General features: G+C 46.4%; 13 protein-coding genes. 4 read left to right on the top strand and 9 right to left on the bottom strand.

Annotation, left to right across the window (positions count from 1 at the left end):
- Positions 1 to 10: 10 nt before the first annotated feature.
- Entirely contained in the window at positions 11 to 562 is a 552-nt protein-coding gene (locus NL646_RS13765) for a gamma-glutamylcyclotransferase family protein (protein WP_025534310.1), read from the bottom strand.
- 186 nt (positions 563 to 748) lie between these two features.
- Here NL646_RS13765 and NL646_RS13760 point away from each other — a divergent pair, with 186 nt between their 5' ends.
- Positions 749 to 1,933 (top strand): NnrS family protein, encoded by a 1,185-nt coding sequence (locus tag NL646_RS13760; RefSeq protein WP_025635277.1) that lies wholly within the window; start codon positions 749 to 751, stop codon positions 1,931 to 1,933.
- A 76-nt stretch (positions 1,934 to 2,009) separates the two neighbouring features.
- Here the strand turns inward: NL646_RS13760 and NL646_RS13755 are convergent, their stop codons facing one another.
- From NL646_RS13755 to NL646_RS13735, 5 genes are all read right to left on the bottom strand, one after another.
- Complete coding sequence (locus NL646_RS13755) at positions 2,010 to 2,957, bottom strand: CorA family divalent cation transporter (RefSeq protein ID WP_253664335.1); 948 nt, start codon at positions 2,955 to 2,957, stop codon at positions 2,010 to 2,012.
- 277 nt (positions 2,958 to 3,234) lie between these two features.
- Positions 3,235 to 4,794: a glycerol-3-phosphate dehydrogenase gene (gene glpD, locus NL646_RS13750; RefSeq protein WP_253664334.1), complete on the bottom strand. Its 1,560-nt coding sequence runs from the start codon at positions 4,792 to 4,794 to the stop codon at positions 3,235 to 3,237.
- A gap of 178 nt (positions 4,795 to 4,972) precedes the next feature.
- Positions 4,973 to 5,764, bottom strand: coding sequence for a DeoR/GlpR family transcriptional regulator (locus NL646_RS13745; protein ID WP_005456614.1), 792 nt, complete (start codon positions 5,762 to 5,764; stop codon positions 4,973 to 4,975).
- A gap of 159 nt (positions 5,765 to 5,923) precedes the next feature.
- The gene (gene glpK / locus NL646_RS13740; protein WP_005456578.1) at positions 5,924 to 7,441 is read right to left on the bottom strand and encodes a glycerol kinase GlpK; all 1,518 of its coding nucleotides are present in this window, start codon (positions 7,439 to 7,441) and stop codon (positions 5,924 to 5,926) included.
- Between the two features lie 50 nt (positions 7,442 to 7,491).
- Positions 7,492 to 8,346: an MIP/aquaporin family protein gene (locus NL646_RS13735; protein ID WP_005456607.1), complete on the bottom strand. Its 855-nt coding sequence runs from the start codon at positions 8,344 to 8,346 to the stop codon at positions 7,492 to 7,494.
- An 895-nt stretch (positions 8,347 to 9,241) separates the two neighbouring features.
- On the opposite strand from NL646_RS13735, the gene glpT reads away from it, so the two are divergent.
- Both glpT and glpQ read left to right on the top strand, forming a co-directional pair.
- Positions 9,242 to 10,612, top strand: coding sequence for a glycerol-3-phosphate transporter (gene glpT / locus NL646_RS13730; RefSeq protein ID WP_005456512.1), 1,371 nt, complete (start codon positions 9,242 to 9,244; stop codon positions 10,610 to 10,612).
- A gap of 56 nt (positions 10,613 to 10,668) precedes the next feature.
- Positions 10,669 to 11,724 carry a glycerophosphodiester phosphodiesterase gene (gene glpQ / locus NL646_RS13725; RefSeq protein WP_005484945.1) on the top strand — a complete coding sequence of 352 codons (1,056 nt, stop codon included), beginning with the start codon at positions 10,669 to 10,671 and terminating at the stop codon, positions 11,722 to 11,724.
- Between the two features lie 75 nt (positions 11,725 to 11,799).
- Here glpQ and dapD read toward each other — a convergent pair whose 3' ends face one another.
- The 3 genes from dapD to NL646_RS13710 all read right to left on the bottom strand — a co-directional run bounded on the left by dapD (position 11,800) and on the right by NL646_RS13710 (position 14,515).
- Positions 11,800 to 12,831 (bottom strand): 2,3,4,5-tetrahydropyridine-2,6-dicarboxylate N-succinyltransferase, encoded by a 1,032-nt coding sequence (dapD, locus tag NL646_RS13720; protein WP_023584102.1) that lies wholly within the window; start codon positions 12,829 to 12,831, stop codon positions 11,800 to 11,802.
- A 332-nt stretch (positions 12,832 to 13,163) separates the two neighbouring features.
- A complete protein-coding gene (locus NL646_RS13715) occupies positions 13,164 to 13,460 on the bottom strand; it encodes a YebG family protein (protein WP_005482297.1) in 297 nt (98 codons plus the stop codon).
- A gap of 128 nt (positions 13,461 to 13,588) precedes the next feature.
- Complete coding sequence (locus NL646_RS13710; protein ID WP_005482339.1) at positions 13,589 to 14,515, bottom strand: LysR substrate-binding domain-containing protein; 927 nt, start codon at positions 14,513 to 14,515, stop codon at positions 13,589 to 13,591.
- A gap of 109 nt (positions 14,516 to 14,624) precedes the next feature.
- On the opposite strand from NL646_RS13710, the gene NL646_RS13705 reads away from it, so the two are divergent.
- Positions 14,625 to 15,599 (top strand): TDT family transporter, encoded by a 975-nt coding sequence (locus tag NL646_RS13705; protein WP_005484954.1) that lies wholly within the window; start codon positions 14,625 to 14,627, stop codon positions 15,597 to 15,599.
- Positions 15,600 to 15,668 lie beyond the last annotated feature (69 nt).

The raw sequence follows: 15,668 nt of genomic DNA, 5'->3' as shown, positions 1-15,668 counted from the left end.
AAAGGAGCCATTAGGCTCCTTTTTTGATCAGATTATCAATCAACTCATAATGGTGCTCTTGCACGCCTGCAAGGTTGCCGTATTTGGGTTGGTGGCGGTCATTTTCTTTCGCGTGGTGCCAGCCAATGGTGTGACGCACAAAATGCTCCGCAAATGCATGGGATACCTCCAAGCAACCTGCTAGCACGGTATCAACATAGCTTTGCATGATTGGGCTGTTTGCGCACGGTGGTAGTGGCTCGTCTTTTACGTAAACCCAAATCTCATGTCCTTGGTTAAAGTTCGCGTCCGTTTCGATTTGATCTGGCTGAATTTGAATACGATGATAGCCACGTTCACGGCGATCGAATTCTGCGAGAGCTTCTTCATTCACTTCGAGTAAAACGCCATTAACCTGTCCATTGCCTTGGTTCACAACCAGTGGAGACAGAGTGTAGCTGTCATCAATCTTTCCCCAGTAGCGAACCAGTCCATGAGCAATGACGGGAATGGCTTCTCCCGTTTGTCCTGTTAACTTGCGCGACGCGGAATTGATTAAACTGCCATAGCCAAATATGTACATCTTCGTTGCATCCCTTAACTCATTTTTTGTGTCTTGGACTGTTTATACCTAACCAGCCCATGAAGCACAAATTTTACCCCTTAAGTATAATCTTAATTTTTAACATGTATTTTTTATGCATGTTTATGGTAGCATCAACATCGTAGTTGAGTTAACCAGCATCGAGAGACGCTTGAGGGCAAGATAATGCTGAACATCACCGATAAAAAAGTGGAAGAAAAAATCCCCGCATGGCTGCGATTAGGCTTTCGGCCGTTTTTTCTGTTTGGGTCGATTTACGCCATTGTTGCGATTGCGTTGTGGGTGTGGATGTTCCAAACCGGACAGCCAAACGCATTAGCTGTACCGGCATTGTGGTGGCACGTGCATGAGATGTTATTTGGTTTTTCGATGGCGATTGTGGTTGGTTTTGTATTGACTGCTGTACAAAACTGGACGGGCATTAATGGCACCAAGCATTACACGCTTTTGGTCATATTTGGCTTGTGGTTAGCACCTAGAATATTGCTTTGGACGCCAGTACCCTTGTGGTTAACCAGCAGCATTGAAGCGGTATTTTTACTGTTTGTTGCCTATGAGGTAGGCATTCGTGTTTATCGAGCCAAAGGGTGGCGTAATTTATTTTTTGTGCCTCTGTTCCTTTTGGCCATCTTTGCGAACTTTGCAAGTTACGCGACGATAAAAGGCATGCCGCCGTTTACTTCTTCTGCGGTGTGGCAGGCGATGTTGTGGTGGTTTACGTTGTTATTGTCGGTGATGGGCGGACGTGTGATTCCATTCTTTACTGCGCGTCGATTTAATTTCGAAAAAGCACAACCACTGCCGTGGTTAGATTGGTTCGCGAACTTGCCGTTGGTAATGCTATTTGTGCTGAGCTTTTTCCCCGTGACGTTTGCAGAATTAGGCAATCCGTTGATGCTGTTTGCAGGAGTTGCTCAGTTGGTGCGTTTTGTTCGCTGGAAACCTTGGTTAACCCTCAGCGAGCCTTTAGTGTGGTCGCTGCATGCAGCGTATTTGTGTTTGCCACTAAGCTTAATTTTGCGAAGCGCTTGGGGAGATGCATTTGCCAGCCATAACCTCATTCACCTGTTTGCGATAGGTGCGTTAGGCGGTTTGATTTTGGCGATGATCGCGCGCGTGACGATGGGGCACACCGGTCGCATGATCTACAAAGGGCCAAACATGGGCCTTGCGTTTGCGGCGATTACCGCGGCTGCTTTGGTTCGCAGTTTCGCCGTGATCTTTGACCCAGCGAACATGATGCTGTGGATTGATATCAGCGGCGGATTGTGGATTGTCGCGTTTGGGCTGTTTGTGTGGCACTTTGGTATGATGCTCGTGACCCCTCGTGTGGATGGTCATCCGGGATAAAGCGTTTAGACTTGAGTGATAAAAAAGAGGAGCGACACGCTCCTCTTTTGGTTTCTGCGCTTTACGGTTTTATCGCTTATTCATCATCCGTTTTGTTCGTGAACCCTAAGCGTTTGAACAGCAACCACTCTAGGCCAAAGATCACAATCAAAGCGATGCAGAACCAAGTGAACGCCATGGAGGATTCTACGCCCGGCATGCCACCAATGTTGATACCAAGTAGTCCTGTTAGGAAGCTGGTTGGTAAGAAAATGGTGGCAACTAAAGTAAATAGGTAACTGTTTTTATTGGTTTTCTCGTCTCGGTTGTGTTTGATTTCGTCTTGGAAAAGCGCCACTTCGCCAAGGTAAAATTCAATCGTTTCGTTGATGCGAGTAATGTTGTTATGCGCGAAGCGATATTGGTGAGGTCTTGATGTTACTAATTCTGACCCTGACTCGATCAAATCACGAATCGCATATTGCTGAGGGCGAATAAAACGTTTGATGGAAATAAGCGCCTTTTGTGCCGCAATGTGGTTGTACGTTGACTCATCATTGACGTCAAACTCGTTTAATGTTTCTTCGATGGTGTCGAGATACAAGTCGATTTTGCCGTTCAACCCTTCGATGATTTGATTCAGTAAGCTCGCTAGGCTTTTCGGCCCTTTGTGCTCTGCTAATGCTTGGCGAATTTCCATGATTGCACGTGATGGGATCTTACGAGTCGAGATCAGTGCGCCTTGAAAATAGAGAATACGGATACTGAGCATGTCTTCTGGCGACGCATTCTCGTTCATGTTGATGCCTCGTAAGATCAGCATGAAGTTATCGTCATCCAAAGGATGGAAAGATGGTCGGCTCTCGTCGGCTAGCAGATGATCGACCGTCGCACGTGGTACGTGATTGTCCTCTAGCCAGCTACGAATATCGGGATGAAGCCTTTCACAGTGGTACCAATGATTCGGTTGAATGTGTTCCGTCGCTGTTGTTTCTTGAGTCGCCATTGGGGTTGAGAAATCCCAATGTTCAATCATAAAACCCATTTTCTTTTCCTTGTATGAGCCTATACCCCAATAATCTCCAGATGCTTAACTTAGCGAGAATGACTGAGCGCACTACACGCTGCAACGCGCTCATGCCTTCACATTGAAGTCATGGGGGATAATTATTCAAATGAGTATGATTGCATTTTACGCCAAATGTCTATGAATAATTGTTCTTATTGGTAAGCAAGTGAAGCAATAAGAACCGCACAGCAACAAGGGAAACAAAAAGCCTGCAACGAGGCAGGCTTTGTCATAGGTGAGGGGGAGGAGCTTTTTAGCTAACCTGAGAAAGGTTGACCACTTTTTGTTGCAACTTTTCTTTCAGGTAGTCGGCAAGTGCCTGTTTTTCTTCGTCGTTCATGTAAAGACCAAGTTTAGTACGACGCCATAAAATGTCTTCGTCGGTTAGCGCCATTTCATGATTCATCAAGTAATCGATCTCGCGTTGGTATACGCCGCCTGCTTGCTCTGAGAACGCTTGGCCAAGATCGGCTTCACTGGATGCGCCTTCCATCAAATCCCACGTTTGCGTACCAAACTGAGTCACATAGCGCAGAATCAGCGCTTGCGGTGCCCATGGGTATTTCGCGTGAATTTGCTTCGCTAACTGTTCACGGGTGCAGCTAAAGTTACCACCTGGTAGCGTTTGATTTGCTGTCCAGTTACCACCCATTTGAGGTAGGTACGGTTCCAGTTTCTTCATCGCCGCTTCACCGAGTTTACGGTAAGTCGTTAGCTTGCCACCGAATACTGACAACAATGGTGCTTGATCGTACTCTGCATCGAGCTCTAGCGTGTAGTCTCGTGTGATCGCTTGCGGTGAGTCAGACTCATCATCACACAGAGGACGTACACCACTGTAAGTCCAAACCACGTCTTCACGAGTAAGCTGGTGGACAAAGTGTTGGTTCACGATGTCGATGAGGTAATCAACTTCGTCATCCGAGATCGCCACTTCACGTGGGTCACCTTTGTATTCCACATCTGTCGTACCGATGATTGAGAACTTATCTAGATAAGGAATCATAAATACGATGCGGTTATCTTTGTTTTGAAGAATGTAGGCTTGCGGTTCGTTGTGGATACGAGGAACAACGATGTGCGAGCCTTTGATCAAACGAATGTTGCGAGGGGAGGTTTGCTCCAATCCTTCATCAAAGAACTGTTTCACCCATGGACCAGCAGCGTTAACCAGAGCTTTCGCTTTGCGCTCGAAGCGTTGGTCTGTTGTTACGTCATGGATTGTTACGTGCCATACGCCGTTTTCACGGTGTGCTCTTTCAACGCGACAGTAGTTGCGTACTTCGGCGTGGTTTTCACGAGCCGCCATAACGTTCAGCAAGACTAAACGAGCGTCATCAACCCAGCAGTCTGAGTATTCGAAACCGGTTTTCATTTCTGGTTTTAGCAAGCCAGATTTTGCAAGGTTGACGGTTTTACTGCCAGGTAGAGTTGTGCGTTTGCCCAAGTTATCGTAAAGGAATAGGCCACAGCGGATCATCCAAGCTGGGCGTAGGAATGGGCGATGAGGCAAACGGAAACGCATTGGTAGAGCGACGTGTGGTGCTTTACGTAGAATCACTTCACGCTCTGCGAGCGCTTCCGAAACCAAACGAAACTCGTAGTGTTCAAGGTAGCGTAATCCACCGTGAATAAGTTTAGAACTTGCTGAAGACGTTGCTGATGCAAAATCGTTAGCTTCATATAAACCGACACTCAAACCGCGGCCAGCTGCATCAGCTGCAATGCCAGCCCCGTTAATGCCGCCACCGATAACGATCAAGTCTAAAAGAGTGGATGAGCTAGTTGTGGAAGTATTTTTTTGTATACTCATGAATTTGACCTCTTGGTGAGCGAACGAGCATTTTAGAACATGATTTAATCCTAGCTCAGGTTTCGTTTGTGATCATCTATTATTTTCGTTTGTGAGCGTTTTGTGTGATTTGGGCATAAAAAAACCTCTGTCTAATTAAGACAGAGGTCATTTTGAGGTTCAAATTTGAGCGATTTATCTATTCGGCGTCTGCTGATGTTACATTCGCTTCGACCACTTCGAGGGGAATTGCGGCGTCTTTTAAGATCGCGAGAATTTCTTCTGGTGGCTGTTTGTTAGTAAATATCATGTTCAGTTGTGCGATGTTGCCCAGTTTCACCATGGCATTGCGACCAAACTTGGTGTGGTCGACGGCGAGAAATACGCTGCGGCTGTTGTCGATGATCGCTTGCTTCACGCGTACTTCGTGGTAATCAAAGTCCAATAGGGAACCATCAAAATCGATGCCACTGATGCCGAGAATGCCAAAATCGAGACGGAACTGTTTCACGAAATCGAGCGTTGCTTCGCCTACGATACCGCCATCGCGGCTGCGGACTTCACCACCCGCTAAGATGACCTTAATCTCTGGGTTAGGGAAGAGAATGGTTGCCACGTTGATGTTGTTGGTGACTACGCGTAGCTGCTTGTGGCTCTTAGTGAGCGCACGTGCGACGGCTTCTGGTGTTGTGCCGATATCAATAAATAGCGTCGCGCCGTCAGGGATGTGTTTCACCACCTCTTCTGCAATGACATCTTTTTCATTGAAGTTAAGCGCTTTACGCGTGTTGTAAGATGTGTTTTCAGAACTGAGAGGGATGGTTGCACCACCGTGATAGCGACGAATTTTGTTGTCGTCTGCGAGTTCGTTGAGATCGCGTCGGATGGTTTGTGGGCTGACATTGAATCTTTCTACCAACTCATCCGTGCTGACATAGCCTTGTTTTTTCACCAGTTCAACAATCTGCTGGTGTCTAGGTATTTGCTTCACTTACCACTCCCTTGTGCATTGGTAACGGCCAATGCTTCAAATTCGAAGCGCTATTGTGCTCGAATTTGCGCGTTGTGAGAAGTAAAGGCAGGTAGGAATCGGGGATAAGACGCAAAAAAGAGCGCTCAAATGGCGCTCTTTGTTCGTTTGGGAGAAAAATTAATCGTCTTCGTCGTGCAGTTCAGACCAAGTTTGCGCACATTTCACAGCGCGTTTCCAACCTTTGTAACGACGGTTGCGTTTTTCTTCGTCATCATGCGGTTCGAACGTACGATCAAGCACTGCTTTATCTTGCAGCTCATCAATGCTGTTCCAGTAACCAACCGCTAAACCTGCCAGGTATGCAGCACCAAGAGCCGTTACTTCAGTCACTTGTGGGCGGTGCACTTCTGTGTTTAATACATCCGATTGGAATTGCATTAGGAAGTTGTTTGCTACCGCACCGCCATCAACACGCAAGTTTGCGAGCTTGATGCCAGAGTCAGCTTGCATCGCATCCAATACGTCACGAGTTTGGTAAGCGATGCCTTCCAGAGTCGCGCGGATAATGTGGTTTGAGTTCACACCGCGAGTAAGACCAACAATGGTGCCACGTGCGTAAGCATCCCAGTATGGAGCGCCAAGGCCAGTAAAGGCTGGTACTACATAAACGCCGTTCGATGTGTCCACTTTTGTTGCGAAGTATTCAGAATCTTCTGCGCCGTTTAGGATTTTCAGTTCATCACGTAGCCACTGGATAGAGGCACCACCCATGAACACAGCACCTTCAAGTGCGTAAGCTGGCTCGCCTTTCGGACCACAAGCTAGAGTGGTAAGCAGACCATTCTTCGAGGTGACTTTCTCTTGGCCAGTGTTCATCAGCAAGAAACAACCTGTGCCGTATGTGTTTTTCGCTTGGCCAGCTTCCACACACATTTGGCCGTATAGCGCCGCTTGTTGGTCACCTGCAATACCTGCGATAGGAATTCGAGTACCGCCTTTACCACCGATGTTCGTTTTGCCGTAAATTTCCGAAGAGCGTTTTACTTCTGGCATCATTGACGCCGGAATGCCCATCTCATCCAACAGCTTTTGGTCCCAACATAGGTCGTTGATGTTAAACAGCATGGTACGTGATGCGTTGGTGTAGTCAGTAACGTGAACGCGGCCTTGAGTCATCTTCCATACTAACCACGTATCGACGGTACCAAACAGCAGTTTACCTGCTTCTGCATCTTCGCGTGCGCCTTCTACGTTATCCAGAATCCACTTAACTTTAGTGCCAGAGAAGTAAGGGTCAAGCACCAAGCCGGTGTTGTCGCGAACGTAATCTTCTAAGCCGCGGCTTTTTAGGTCTTCACAAATGTCTGCGGTACGACGACATTGCCATACGATCGCGTTGTAGACGGGTTTGCCTGTTTCTTTGTTCCAGACGATGGTGGTTTCACGCTGGTTCGTAATACCAATGGCAGCTAATTGGTCGCTTCGGATGCCTGACTTAGCCAAAGCTTCAACTAATGTAGAGCTTTGTGTTGCCCAGATTTCCATTGGATCGTGCTCAACCCAACCTGCTTGTGGATAAATCTGAGTAAACTCTCGCTGAGCGACGCTTACGATATTGGCGTCGTGATCAAGAATAACAGCGCGAGAGCTTGTCGTACCTTGGTCGAGGGCAACAATGTATTTTTGCTCAGTCATGGTAAGAATCCTTTTGTTTCGTTATTTATATTTTAGTAATTGGCAAGCGGTTAAGCTCGAGCTTCTTCTGTTTCTTCTTCAGTATCACATTGGTTTGGAATGGTACAACCGTGACCTTGGCGAGGGAGGTACGCCGCGATCGCTTTTGGATATAACCAACCACCAAAGCAAGCACCCGCAATAGGAGCAAGAAGGGGAACGATAAAGTAAGGGATGTCTTTAGCGCCGGTCAGTGCGTAATCCCAACCTGCAAAGTACGCGAACAGTTTAGGGCCAAAGTCACGAGCTGGGTTCATCGCAAAGCCAGTCAGTGGACCAAGAGAACCACCAATAACCGCAATCAGAATACCAATCAATAATGGGTTCATCGCGCCACGAGCGGCACCGTTGTTTTCATCACCCAGAGCCAAAATGGCAAACATTAATACAGCTGTAATGACGAATTCCACAGCAAATGCGCCAAAGAAAGAAAGAGAAGCGTGTGGGTAAGTTGAGAAAATACCAGCCGTTGCAAGGGCGTCTTGGCTGCTACGTACAAAGTTGTGTGCGATTTCGTAATCGGTGAAAAGGTTGCTGTACAAGCTGTAAACCAAAGCGGCAGAGAAAAATGCACCTAACATCTGAGCGATGATGTACGGCACCACTTTCGCTTTATCGAAACCGTGAAACATCGCTAATGCAATGGTTACGGCTGGGTTGATGTGTGCGCCAGAAACGCCGGCAGTACAGTAGATCGCGATGGAGACACCTAAGCCCCATACAATACTGATTTCCCATTGTCCAAAAGATGCGCCTGTTAACACTAAGGCTGCGACGCAGCCAACGCCGAAGAAGATGAGTAGTCCTGTACCGATGAACTCGGCCAAACATTCTCCGAGCAGAGAGGGGTGTTTGTTGGTTGTCATGTTAAGAGTCCTATAGTTATTTTTGCTTATCTAGCACGATAGTATTGTGCACATATAAACGTTTGCGAAAACAAACGAGCATTAAAAATGAGCGTTTGAGCATGAATTTGTTAACCAAACTCTTCGTTTTTGTTAAATGGCGCATCTTTTGACCAGAAAGGAAACTGATAGAAAGCTCTTTATAGGGATGAGTGAGTCATTTTCAGCGCTCAAATTACCGATGTGAAAACAAATGCACAACTGGTAAGAGGAGTTTTGTGAAGCTGGTTCGTCAATGGTGGATTATCGTTCAATAGTTTGTGTGAAAAGTAATCCCTAAGAGGTAGTTAAAGCCAGATACAGCAAAGGCTTTGGGGGAGATTCTGAAAGAAAATAACTAGAACGCACGACGATAAAATCGGACTCGCGTAGAACGAGAGTACGATATGGATTTTGCCTTCCAAAAGTGTGTTCATCGCGCTAAGTGTACGAAATGTGCACCTCAGTAGAACTTGGTTGTTTTTGGGCTCTTTATTTCGTTTGAAACTAAACACCAAACTTTTTCTTCACTTTTGTTATTACTGATTTTTCCTTAGCTTAATGCGTCATGCAGCATCATTTATCTCGAATTTGTGTTCCTATTCGAGCCTTTATTTTGTTTAGTTTCGAATGTGAGTGATTAAATGTTCTTTTTTGATCAAGAAAAGATATTAACGAATTCTGAGTAAAGTTGAACGGTTGTCTAATTAATGGTGGCTAATTTGCTGTATTTACTAATAATTAATTCCTATGCAACATTTATCACAGAAATTAAATCCTAACCTCATACAATGCAGAAACTTTCGAACGAATGTTAATTTTGTTTCGTTCGCTCCTTTTGGGTTCTTTACCATCGCATATATATAATGAGGTTCCTATGTTTGGAATATTCAAACCTAAGGCGCACATTGATCGTCTATCCCCAGATAGCATTGATAGCACCTATTCTCGCCTCCGTTGGCAACTGTTCATCGGTATTTTTGTTGGCTACGCCGGCTACTATTTGGTTCGTAAAAACTTCAGTTTAGCGATGCCGTACCTCATCGAGGAGGGTTACAGCCGTGGTGACCTTGGTGTTGCTTTGGCCGCTGTTTCAATCGCTTATGGCCTTTCAAAATTCTTAATGGGCAGCGTGTCTGACCGTTCTAACCCGCGCTATTTCCTCAGTGGCGGTTTGTTGATGTCAGCTTTGGTTATGTTCTGCTTTGGCTTTATGCCATGGGCAACAGGCAGCATCACGGCGATGTTTATTCTTCTATTTTTGAACGGTTGGTTCCAAGGTATGGGGTGGCCGGCCTGTGGGCGAACCATGGTGCACTGGTGGTCACGTAAAGAGCGTGGTGAGATCGTTTCGGTTTGGAACGTGGCGCACAACGTGGGTGGCGGTTTGATTGGTCCACTATTCATTTTGGGTCTGTGGGCATTTAACGATGATTGGCGCACCGCATTTTATGTACCTGCATTTTTCGCCACTTTGGTTGCGGTGTTCATTTGGATGACGGTTCGAGATACGCCTCAGTCTTGTGGTCTACCGCCGATTGAAGAGTACAAAGATGACTACCCAGATGACTACGACAAGTCGCATGAACAGGAAATGACGGCGAAGGAAATTTTCTTCAAGTATGTATTCAACAATAAACTGTTGTGGTCGATTGCGATTGCAAACGCGTTTGTTTACTTGATCCGTTACGGTGTGTTGGACTGGGCACCCGTTTATCTAAAAGAAGCGAAGGACTTCTCGGTAGATAAATCGTCTTGGGCTTACTTCCTATACGAGTGGGCGGGTATTCCTGGCACGTTATTGTGTGGTTGGATTTCGGACAAACTGTTCAAAGGCCGTCGTGCACCTGCAGGCATCTTGTTCATGGTATTGGTAACGTTGGCGGTATTGGTTTACTGGTTCAACCCTGCGGGTAACCCAACTATCGATATGATGGCTCTTATCGCGATTGGCTTCTTGATTTACGGCCCTGTCATGCTGATTGGTTTGTATGCACTTGAATTGGCGCCGAAAAAAGCAGCGGGTACTGCTGCTGGTCTAACTGGCTTGTTTGGTTACTTGGGCGGTGCGGTGGCTGCGAACGCGGTTCTTGGTTACACCGTGGACCATTTCGGTTGGGATGGCGGTTTCATCATTCTAATTGGTTCATGTATTACTTCCATCGTGTGTTTGACGTATGCGCTTCTAGGCGAGCGCGCACACCACGAGCAAAAAGAGCGCGAAAAGGAACAAGAAGCGCTAGCGTAATATTTATTTAAAGAGGCAGTGGAATACTGCCTCTTCGCTTTATCAAGGATATAACAATGAAAACCAAGTCAGTATGTCTCACATTTTTAGCGCTTAGCCTATCTGCTGGCGCAATTGCAAAGCCGCTTGTTATCGCTCACCGCGGCGCTTCTGGTTATTTACCGGAGCACACTTTAGAAGCCAAAGCTTTGGCTTATGCAATGAAACCAGATTACATCGAGCAAGATGTCGTGATGACGAAAGACGATCAGTTAGTGGTGTTGCATGATCATTATTTGGATCGCGTCACGGATGTAGCGGAGCGTTTTCCTGATCGCGCACGCGAAGATGGTCGTTATTACGCGATTGACTTTACTCTGGCAGAAATCAAATCTCTGCGAGTCACCGAAGGGTTCAATATCGACGAAAACGGCAAAAAAGTCGCCGGTTATCCAACCCGATTCCCAATGTGGAAATCTGATTTCACCGTACCGACGTTTGCTGAAGAGATTGAACTGATCCAAGGCCTCAATAAAACTTTGGGTTACGACATCGGTATTTACCCAGAAATTAAAGCGCCTTGGTTCCATCGTCACGAAGGCAAAGACATTTCTAAAGCGGTGCTTAAAGTCTTGAAGCAGTACGGTTACGACTCGCAAGACGACAAAGTCTACCTGCAGTGTTTTGATGCGAATGAACTGCAACGCATTAACAGTGAGTTGATGCCAGCAATGGACATGGATTTAAAGCTCGTTCAGCTCATGGCTTACACCGATTGGAACGAAACTATGGTGTACAAAGGCGATACAGCAATGCCATACAGCTATGATTGGATGTTCGAAGCCGACGGCATGAAGAAAGTGGCGAGTTACGCCGAAGGTATTGGACCTTGGAAGCCGATGCTGGTGGATGATAAGTCAACCAAAGACAATATCATCATCAAGCCGTTGATGAAGGCTGCAAAAGATGCTGGCTTGCAAGTTCATCCATACACGTTCCGTGCCGATCCAGGACGTATTCCTGCGTACACGGACAGCTTTGAAGGCATGATGGATGTGTACTACAACCAAGTGAAAGTGGATGGTTTGTTTACTGACTTCCCAGATAAAGCAGTCAGTTTTTTAAATCAGTAATCAGCACTCACACATTTTGCTTTAAGCTAAAAAAATCCCCCAACAGTTTCCTGCTGGGGGATTTTCGTATTCTTATTAGTTGTTTTTATGCAGTTCGCTGTTCAGTTCAACCGCGCTCTTGTTTGCAAGACACTCGATTTGACCTGTCACAGAGTTACGACGGAACAGTAGGTCAGAAACACCAGCAAGGTCGCGTGCTTTCACCACTTCGACTTCTTGACCTGCAGAATCTAGCATGCGCACTTTAGAACCAGCAGTCACGTACAAACCTGACTCGATAGTACAACGGTCACCCATTGGGAAACCAAGTCCAGCGTTCGCGCCTAGTAGTGAGTTTTCACCAATAGAAACCACCACTTTACCGCCGCCAGATAGCGTACCCATGATCGATGCGCCGCCACCGATGTCTGAACCGTTACCAACAACTACGCCAGCAGAGATACGGCCTTCAACCATGCTCACGCCAGTTGTACCCGCGTTGAAGTTGATGAAGCCTTCGTGCATAACAGTTGTGCCTTCGCCAACGTGTGCGCCAAGACGAACGCGAGAAGTGTCTGCGATACGAACACCAGTTGGTACCACGTAGTCCACCATTTTAGGGAACTTGTCTACGCAATCTACGCTTAGCGTACGGCCAGCTAGGCGAGCTTCGATTTGACGCTCAGCCAGCTCAGGTAGATCGATTGGGCCTTCGTTTGTCCATGCGATGTTGTGCAGCAGACCGAAGATGCCATCCAGTACTGTGCCGTGTGGCTTCACTAGACGGTTAGAGATAAGTTGAAGTTTTAGGAAGCCTTCAGCAACAGATTGTGGCTGTTCATCCGTAGCTAGAATAACCAGTACAAGCGGTTGTGCTGATTCTGCTGCTTTGGTTGCGAAAGATGCGTTTGCTGCATCGCCGTTTGCTTCGAATGCTGCCGCAAGTTCTGCACTTTGTGCTGCAGAGATCTCGATAGCTTGGTTGCCTTGCTCGTAACCTGCTACTGCAGCCAGTGCGTTAACAAGTGCGTCGCTTGGGTTAAGAACTGGGTTTGGGAAAAACGCTTCGATGATTTTACCGTCGCGGTTTTTAGTTGCCGTACCAAAGGCTAGAGAAAAGAAAGCCATAATTGATCTCCATGTGTTGAGTCTTGTGTCTCGTCTGTTCACTGACAAGAAATAATTACGTTGTCAGCCATCATAAAGAGAGTATTGGGGAGTTTAAAGGGGGGAAATGGAGAAAGTCTGTAGATGGATACCTTTTGTCTTTTGGGAGATATGTCTGTCTGATGAGAAATGTGGCTACGAGGTGGTCTATTGGGAGAGTTTTGCTGAAATTAAGAAAAGGCAGTTTCTTGTCTCGGATCTAGAAAGAAAGGGTGTTCTTTCATTATGCTCTATGCTTTCAGGCATAAAAAAACGCCACAAGATGCGGCGTTATTTGAAGGGCAGTCATTGGATTATGCTGCGTCTTCTTGCTGCTCTTCTTCTACAGCTTCAAGCTTTTTTGCTTTCTTTGGTGCAGGTTTACGTTTTGCACCGATTGCGTAAAGCAACTCTTCTTTGTTTTGCGCAAGGAACATCGCAAGATCTTCTTGCTTGCCTTCGTCTTCTAGAAGTTCACTTTTACCTAGCAGCGTGAATAGTTCATCTGCCATATCCAGCATTTTGTCGTATGCGTCAGCTTCCGCTTTAGAGGTAAAAGTCATTTTCTCTTCTCCATTGCGTTCTACCACGTACTTGACGATTACAGCCATGGTTGGTCCCCTAATTTGGTGTATTGATACTGGCTTTTTATACAGTTTTTGACCAATCAAGTCTAGCGACAAGCCTCAGAATGAGAGACACGTACAACTAACTGACTAGCATTTAAACTATCTTGGTTTCACTTTGCGGATTTATTCCCCAAAGGAAGGTTGGTTGGTCGTTCCCAATCTTGGCAAAATTCGATAAACGTTTTGAGCAATGGGCTTTGATATTTCTCTTTATGAACCAGTAACCAGAAGCGGCGTTTCATATCTAAAGGCATGTCGAGCAGTTTTACACGACCGTCACGAATAGCAGGTTCTGCAGACAAGCGTGACAAGCAGCCTAAGCCCAGCCCAGCAGATACTGAGTTGATCAACGCTTCGGTGGTATTGAGCTGAAAAGCTTCATGCCAATGTTCCAAGCGCGGCGCGACAACGCGCATAAAAAATTCGCGTGAACCAGATCCCGCCTCTCGTAATATCCATTCACTGTTTTCTAGCTCGGTTAAGTTTACTGGCCCTTCGTGCGCGGCTGGGTAATCGGGCGCGCAAATCACGCACATTTCATCTTCGCTAAACTGGGTAGACTGCAATTCAGGGTGAAGTGTTTTGCCTTCAATGAGGGCTATGTCTAACTCGTAATCGGTCAGCATGTCGCAGATTTGTGCGGAGTTAGAAATGAACAGGCTTTGAGAGCGATGGTTCGTTTGCTGACGAAATTCGCTAAGCAAATAGGGCGCGACTTGGTTGCCAATGGTGTCGCTGGCACCAATGCGAAGTTGGCCCGATAGCGCTTGGTCACCATCGAAAATGCTCTCGATGTCCTTGGCTCGGTTGAGTAACTCATCCGCCAGTGGCAGCAGTTTTTGACCTTCTTGGTTCAAAATCAGTCGGTTATTAACACGATCAAACAAGTGATGGCCGATCTGCTTTTCTAATTCTGAGAGTGCCATGCTCACAGCGGCTTTTGATAAAAAGAGACTATCAGAAGCTGCTGTGAGCGTTTTGTGTTGCGTGATCGTCGTAAACACTTTCAGTTGTTTAAGAGAAATGTGACTTGCCATACCCCACCGTTAAGTAATTTTGAACGTTTGTTTTAAATAATTAGATATATCGGAACGAAGTGCAAGCGTATTATACGCTCCATCAAGAGTGAGTCTGGTTGAGGTCATCATGATTCAAAGAACAAAAGCAAAAGTAATGGGAGCACCAACTCCGATGGCGGGTTTGGCTCTTGGTATTGCAAGCTTAGGCTGGAGTTGGGAAAACTTCGCCGAATTACATGGCTACGGACAGTGGATTAGTGCGGGTATCGCGAGCGTATTGTTGGCTATATTGGCAACCAAGTTTTTGCTACATAACCATCTATTGAGACAAGATCTTGCTCATCCGGTTGTGGGCAGCGTGGTTCCGACATTTGCGATGGGCACTATGGTGGTATCGAACTCTCTCGGCCATTTTTACCCATTGGCTGGTGATGTGCTTTGGCTGATTGCGGTGGTTCTGCACATCGTGTTCTTGGTGAGCTTTGTTTACCATCGCGCCAAAGATTTTGAATTGCACCACATGGTTCCTAGTTGGTTTGTACCGCCTGTGGGTATCATCGTTGCGGATGTGTCTTTCTCTGGTAACCCGATGTTAGCACCAGTAGCACAAGGTGCATTGATGTTTGGTATGGTGGCGTACGCGATCATGTTGCCGATGATGATTTACCGTTTCATGTTTACCCATGAAATTCCGGATGCAGCGAAACCAACAATGGCAATCATGGCAGCGCCAGCAAGTTTATCATTGGCAGGGTACTTAACGGTCACTGCTACACCATCACCAGTGATCATCGCTATGCTATTTGGTATCGCGGTATTGATGACAGCCATCATTTACCTCGCATTCTTTAAATTGCTTAGACTGCCATTTAGCCCAGGCTATGCGGCGTTCACTTTCCCGATGGTGATCGGTGCGACGGCGCTGTTTAAAATGGCGAATTGGATGGAGTTGCAAGGATTGGCTGCGCACTATGTTCAACAAGTGCGCGGCTTAGCTGGTCTTGAGTTGATTGTGGCAACATTTGTTGTCTCTTATGTGGCTTTACAATACATCAACAACTTATTGATTCAGCCACGCTTGATGCACGCTCATCACGCTTAAATAGCAGATAGGAAAAAGCCTCTTGGTCTTACAACCAAGAGGCTTTTTTATTTCAATCGGCGTCGATGT

The organism is Vibrio sp. Y20_XG_PY13 (assembly GCF_024181925.1).
Classification (GTDB): domain Bacteria; phylum Pseudomonadota; class Gammaproteobacteria; order Enterobacterales; family Vibrionaceae; genus Vibrio; species Vibrio parahaemolyticus.
The sequence above is the reverse complement of the archived record's forward strand: the minus strand, read 5'-3'. Positions and strand labels throughout refer to the sequence as shown.